At 70.8% G+C, this 6,288-nt stretch carries 5 protein-coding genes; 4 read left to right on the plus strand and 1 reads right to left on the minus strand.

Going from position 1 to position 6,288, the window contains the following annotated elements; all coding sequences use genetic code 11:
- Nucleotides 1-81: 81 nt before the first annotated feature.
- Nucleotides 82-804 carry a DinB family protein gene (locus ACIQJT_RS23950; RefSeq protein WP_402646562.1) on the minus strand — a complete coding sequence of 241 codons (723 nt, stop codon included), beginning with the start codon at nt 802-804 and terminating at the stop codon, nt 82-84.
- Nucleotides 805-1,009: 205 nt separating this feature from the next.
- Between ACIQJT_RS23950 and ACIQJT_RS23955 the strand changes: the two genes are divergently transcribed.
- Genes ACIQJT_RS23955 through ACIQJT_RS23970 form a run of 4 tightly spaced genes read left to right on the plus strand, consistent with a single transcriptional unit; the run spans nt 1,010 to nt 6,025 of the window.
- Nucleotides 1,010-2,740, plus strand: a complete 1,731-nt coding sequence (locus ACIQJT_RS23955) for a nucleic acid/nucleotide deaminase domain-containing protein (RefSeq protein WP_402646564.1) — start codon at nt 1,010-1,012, stop codon at nt 2,738-2,740.
- A 53-nt stretch (nt 2,741-2,793) separates the two neighbouring features.
- A complete protein-coding gene (locus ACIQJT_RS23960; protein WP_402646567.1) occupies nt 2,794-3,366 on the plus strand; it encodes an SUKH-4 family immunity protein in 573 nt (190 codons plus the stop codon).
- A 5-nt stretch (nt 3,367-3,371) separates the two neighbouring features.
- Nucleotides 3,372-4,148 (plus strand): nucleic acid/nucleotide deaminase domain-containing protein, encoded by a 777-nt coding sequence (locus ACIQJT_RS23965; protein WP_402646570.1) that lies wholly within the window; start codon nt 3,372-3,374, stop codon nt 4,146-4,148.
- A gap of 17 nt (nt 4,149-4,165) precedes the next feature.
- Nucleotides 4,166-6,025, plus strand: coding sequence for a hypothetical protein (locus ACIQJT_RS23970; RefSeq protein ID WP_402646572.1), 1,860 nt, complete (start codon nt 4,166-4,168; stop codon nt 6,023-6,025).
- Nucleotides 6,026-6,288: the final 263 nt, after the last annotated feature.

The raw sequence follows: 6,288 nt of genomic DNA on the forward strand, positions 1-6,288 counted from the left end.
GAGCGGCTGCCGGTACAGGACCGGCCGTCGCTCAGCGGCTGCCCGGTACAGGACCGGCCGTCGCTCAGCGGCTCTCGGACGTCACAGCGTCGGCCGGGTGGAGCGAGCGCTCCAGAGGTCCCGGAGCAGCGCGATCTCCGCCATGTGGTGGATGAGTTCGAGGTTGGACCCCCACAGCACGGAGATGTACGGCTCGTCGGGGGCGGAGCCGTACGGGTACTGGGAGAAGCCGACCGTGTCGAGTTGTTCCTCCGTCACCTTGCCGACCGCCTCGCGCCAGCGGTCGAGCAGGGGCCAGAAGCGGTCGAGGGCGAGGGCGGCGGAAGGGGTGAAGTCGACCAACTGCTTGGGGTCGGTGCGGCGTTCGCCGAAGGTCCACTCGTATTCGCCCGCGAAGCAGGAGTGCAGGTGCCCCAGCCGCCAGGCGATGGTCGTGACCGGGGTGACGTCGGGTTCGATCGGGCCGGTGTGGGCGAGGACCTCCTCGACCCGTTCGACGCTCACGCTCCAGTCCTCGGCGATCTTGGCGACGCTCATGCCGTCGGCGGCCTGCCGGGCGACCTCGGCGTACTCGCCCGAGGGGATGTCGGGGGCGCCCTGGTCCAGCAGCCACTCGCCGGGGCCGTACGCCCTCGGGGTCACCGCCTCGCCGCGGCGCCGGATCGACCAGCAGCCGGGCACGGGCTCCCAGAGGTACTCCTCGTCGCCGAGGCCCTCCAGCCGTATCTGCGCCCGCTCCCTGGCGCAGTCGAACTGGTCCAGCAATATGCCCAGTCGGTCGGTCCGTACGCGTCCCGTCTCCATGCCCGGCCCCTCTCGCGGTCCCGTCCGGGCGGAGGCTAACCGGCCGCCCGCGGGGAGCGCGACGGATTTATGGGGCTGCGGGTTCCCGTTCGGAAAACTCTGCGCCAACTGCGTCTCAATACAGGTCATGTGACACGGGGTGAACTTGTCCCCGTGATCCGATCGAAGTTACGTTGCCCCAACTAACTTTCGAACGGGGGTCCTTGTGGGTGTAGTCCTGCCGAGCGAGCTGGATGCGGCCCTGGACCTGATAGGCATCAGCTGGCCCAACGTCGACGAGGACGACTACCGCGACATGGCCCAGGCCATGCGGGAGTTCGCCGACGACATCGACGACGGCGCCGCTGACGCGCACCAGGCCATCACCGATCTGATCGGCGGCAACGAGGGCCTCGCGATCCAGGCGCTGGAGAAGCACTGGGACCTGGTCAAGGGCAAGCATCTGACCAACCTCGCCGAGGCGGGCCGGGTGGCGGCCACCGCGCTGGACGCGGTCGCCGTACTGATCGAGGGCGCGAAGATCGCCGCGATCGCCCAACTCGGCATCCTCGCCGCGGAGATCGCGGCGGCGATCGCGGCCGCGCCGGTCACCTTCGGGCTGTCCACCCTGGGCGGCATCGCGGGCACGCAGGCCACCCGGATCGCGGTGAAACGCATCTTCCAGGAGGTCTGCGAGGAGATCGCCTCGCGGATCATCGAGGTCGCGACGGGCCCGATATTCCAGGCCCTCGGCGCGATGGCGGGCGACCTGGTCCTCCAACTGGGCGGCAACGCCCTGGGGACGCAGAACGGCGTCGACCTCGGCCAGACCGCGAAGGCGGGCCGGGAGGGCCTGAACGAGGGCGTGGACAGCCTCAAGTCGGGGGGCATGCAACTGGCCAGCGCGGGTGGGAGCGCGGGCGGTTCGATGCAGCTGGCCGGTGCGGGCGGGGACGGCGGGTCCAGCAGCGGTGGCGGTGGCGGTGGCGGCCAGTTCAGCATGGACCTGGAGTCCTACGACCGCGCCGGCAACGGGCTCAAGAGCGCGGGCGGCAAGATCCGCGACGGGGCCGGCAGCAAGCTGGACCGCGCGAAGTCCTCGCACGGCCGCGCCCGGGGCAAGGACGCGCTCACCAACCTCCTCGACCCCATGGTCGACGAGCTCATGGAGGGGATCGGGAAGGGCGTCAAGCGCACCGCGTCCCACCTCGACGAGAGCATGACCGGCGGCCTCAAGCAGATGGCCAAGCGCCACAAGGACAACGACGACGAGACCGCCCTGTCCTTGAAGCAGCTCCAGAAGGGCAACGACGGCAAGACGCCGATGTACCTCATGAGCGACGACGGCACGCTCAAGAGGCTGCGGACGGACGGCGGGACCGACAAGCTGACCCAGGACGACCGGGACCGCATCGGCCTCAATCTCACCGGCGACAACGCGGGCCGGCCGCTGCCGGGCGAACCGAACCTGAAGCTGCACGGCAAGCAGCGGCCGCGTCCTCTCAGCAACTCGGAGCAGGTGGAGCTCGGGAGCACGCCCCTCTCCCAGGCCGTACAGCTCGCCCGGCACTCGGACAAGAGCTACGGCAACCACAAGCAGGTCAACGGGCAGGACAAGTTCGAGAGCAACAACTACGCCGCCGCCCGGTTCGACAGCGCGAAGAAGGACGACGGCAACTTCATCATGGTCGCCCGCAGTTCGGGATTCCGTCACTCCGAGCGCATGATCGGGTTCCCGGTCCTGCGTGACGGCGCCGGTGGCCGGATGACCGAGCTGTACACGGAGAGGGCTCCCTGTTCCTCCGCGCCGAACTGCAGCGCGTGGATGAAGGAAAGACTTTCCCACGTCGACGTCACGCACAGCATCGATTACGGGAACACAAAGGAATCCAGAGCCCAGGGCAACGCGGAAATGATGGATTATCTGGACCGCCTCAAGGCGAACCGGCACAAATAGGCACATGCTAGCATCGGGCACTCCGATCATTCGCAAGGCAGGCAGGTCACGAGATGACGTCCCCCATCGACCGGGAGACCCTGGAATCCGAGTTCGATCCGGAGGAGCTCACCACCTTTTCCGCGGCGGCGGTGGCAGGCGTCCGGCACGGGCCGAGTGCGGACTTTCTTCGCAATGTCGGCATCCCGGCCCGCCCGAATCCCTGGTTCGACCTCGTGGACGGCTCTCCGGAGCAGGTCAGGACACTCGGGGACGCTTACGACGACCTCCGCGAACGATGGACGGACCTGCCCGAGGGCGCCGAGGGCTGGCTGTTGCTGGGCATGGTGCCCTACGACGACATCGCCCTGGACGTGACCTCCGGAGTGGTGTACTGCCTTCCGGGCGACGAATCCGAGATCTACCCGCTGAACAAGGATCTCCCCTCCTTCGCCCACTTTCTCTACCTGCTGGAGAAAGAGCGCCCGAACTACGACTTCGAGTCGGAACTCGAGGATATCGACCCGGAGAGTGCGGCCGCCCGCCTCACCGAACAGATGCGGGAAATCGACCCGGCCGCCCTTGACGTGAGCAATTCCCGCTGGCACGACATCCTGGAGTATGTCGCCGAACCCGAGGCGAGGTAATGGCGATGAATGACAGCGATATGCGGCGCATCGGGGAGATCACCCTGCCGCTGACCGTCGGCCCGTATTTCGCGACGGCCGCGTCCGACCCCGTCCCGCTGGCCGAGTTCGCCGGGTCCGTCGGGCGTACGGTCGTGCTGGACGAGTGCCGGGAGTGGACGCGGTTCGGGTCGGACCGGGGCTTCGAGCTCTGTGCCGACCAGGAGGGCGTCGTACGCGCCGTGCTCCTCGACTGGACCGAGGACTCGCGGTTCGTGAACGCGACCCCGGAGGCCTTCGCCCGGTCGCTCGCCGCGCTCGACCAGGCCCTCGCCGCGATCCTCGGTACCGACGAGCCGCAGCAGGCCGCCGCCGCGTACGCGGAGCTGGAGGAGCGGTTGCGGACCCTCGACCCGCGGGCCTTCGAGGGGCGGGAGCACTGGTGGCCCCTCGTCCTCGACGACATCCGGGACACCGCGAGCGCGGAGTGGTTCACCGCCTTCGAGATCGTGAACGACCGGGGCGAGAAGCAGATCGTCACGCAGGCCGGTGACATCGGCGTCCACCCGGAGGAGCGGCTGTGGGCCCGGTTGCGGGCCGCGGGTGTGCAGCCCGAGCAAGTGCTGCGGGTCCACACCGAGTTGGAGGCCTGCTTCATGCCGGGGCACTACTGCTCGCTGTGGCTCGGGCAGGTCTTCCCCGAGGCGCGGCTGACCCACAACTTCCCCTACGGGGAGACGGCCGAGTCCCGCGCGGAGGGCATCCGGCAACTGCGTGAGGCAGCGGCCCAGCAGCCGCAGTAGAGGGGATTCAGCACATCATGACCGTCGGTACCGTCACGCCGGACATCGCCGCCTGGCCGCCGCTGGACGACGACAAGAGGGCTCCGGGGCGGCAGTTGCTCGACTGGGCCGCCGGCGGCGACCGGCCCCGGCTGTGTCTGCTGCGGGGCGCGGAGGGCAGCGGCAAGAGCGCACTGCTCGCCTGGCTCCTGGCCGGGACCGTCGGCCGTCCGGGGCTCACCGTCCACGCCACCGTGCCGTCCGAGGGGCTGACCGCCGAGAGCTTCGCCTGGGAGTCGGGGCGCCAGCTCGGTTACGGCCCCCTCTCCCCCGGCCGCCTGCTCGACCGGGTCGGCGCGGACGAGCGACCGCTGCTGCTCCTCGTACCCGATCTGCACCGGGCCGGGGCGGGCCCCGCGGACCTGCCGGCGGCGGCACCGCAGACCCTGGTCGCCGAACTGCTGGAGCCGTTGCTGGCCCTTCCCCATGTGCGGGCGGCCGTCGAGGTCGGGACGTCGGACCTGCTGACCGGTCACGAAGCGGAGGTCGTCGACCTGGGCGGGAGCTCCGGCACCGCCAGCGCGCGGACCTCGTACGCGGAGCTCGTCGCCGCGGTCCCGCGCACGGCCGACGGTCGCCCCGACTGGTCCCAGGCCCCTGACCGGGTGCTGCGGCGCGTCCTCGACGCGGCCCTGCACACCGACGACCCCTACGGCCAAGGGGGCGCCGTTCTCGGGCTGTTGGCCGATCCCGGGTTCCTGGTGCACGGCTCGGCCGCCGCGCTGACCGCCCTCCTCGCCGACGAGCGCGTGCCCGTGCCCGGGCGGCTGCGCGAGGTGTGGAGGCGGGCCGCACCGGAGCTGACGGCACATCACACCGACAGCGCCGAACGGGCCGCCCTGCTGCACGCCGCCGCGGCCGGCACGGACCCGGGCCTCACCGAGTACCTGCGGCCGCTCGCTCGGCAGCACTGGTGGTCCACGGCCTGGGCCCGGCGGGACCACCCGGTGAACGCGCTGGCGCTGGTGCCGGGCACGGAGCGAGGGCTGCTGGCCGCGGACCCGACGGGACGGCTGCGGACGTACGACGTCGAGAGCGGTACGGCGGTCGGCGGGTACGGCGGGAGCACGTCGGCGTCCGTCGGCTCGACCGCCGGGACCGCGTGGCCGTCCCTCGACGCGTCGGAGGAGAGTGCGGCGGCGCCGTACGTCCACCCCACGTCCGTACGCCCGCGCTCCGTCGCCCCACGAGACGGCCGCTCGGCGCTGCTGCTCGACCGTTCCGACGCGCTGCTGCCGCTCGTGACCGAGGACGACCCGACCACCGCGTTCGCGCTCGAGCGCATCGCCGAGCACCACGGTTCGGCCGCGCTCGCCGGGGAGGACTCGCTGGTCACCGCACTGGGCAGCGGAGGCAGCGGCGGGGCGGGGAGGCCGTACGCGGTCGTCGGCGACCAGGGCGGCACGGTTCATGTGTGGTCCCTGGGCGAGTACCAGGACGTGCCGCGCTCCTGCCGAGTGCACGAACAGCGGGTCACGGCCGTCACCTGCGTCGACACCGCCGACGGGCTGACCCTCACCTTCAGCGCGGGCGCGGACGGCTCGGTACGGCTGTGGGAGCCGGCCTCCGCGGAGCCGATGCCGGTGCCGGTGCAGCAGCGCGACGCCCTGGTCACCGCTCTCGCCGCGGCCGACACCCCGGTCGGCCCGGTGCTCGCCGTGGCCTGGAACGACGGCGAACTGCATCTGTGGCACGTGCTCACGGGCAGGACACGGGTACTGCCGTGGCTCCGCGACTGCGACGCCCTCGCATTGACTCATGAGGGCCTGTTGGTTGTGGGGGACGGTGGGGGGATGCATGGGGTACGGCTGGGGTTGGGTGTGGTTTGGGCGGAGTGAGCTGTCGTAGGGCTTGAGTTGGCGGGGCCGGCCCGCCCAGCCGTGGCCTGGTGGAACGAAGGGGCGGCGGGTGGGATGCACCACTGGCATACGTGATCGGAGAGAAGCGGCAACAAGCGTTGAGGAGTTCGGAGGTCGTGGGCGGGGGCGCGCGCCCCCCCCCCCCCCCCCAACAGGGCGTAGTTGGTGTGGGTGTGGGGCCCCCCCGGTTGAAACATGTGAGTGGCCCCCGCGGGCCCAAAAGTAAAAACCCAACCCCGTGG

It is taken from the genome of Streptomyces sp. NPDC091972, from assembly GCF_044756385.1.
Lineage (GTDB): Bacteria > Actinomycetota > Actinomycetes > Streptomycetales > Streptomycetaceae > Streptomyces.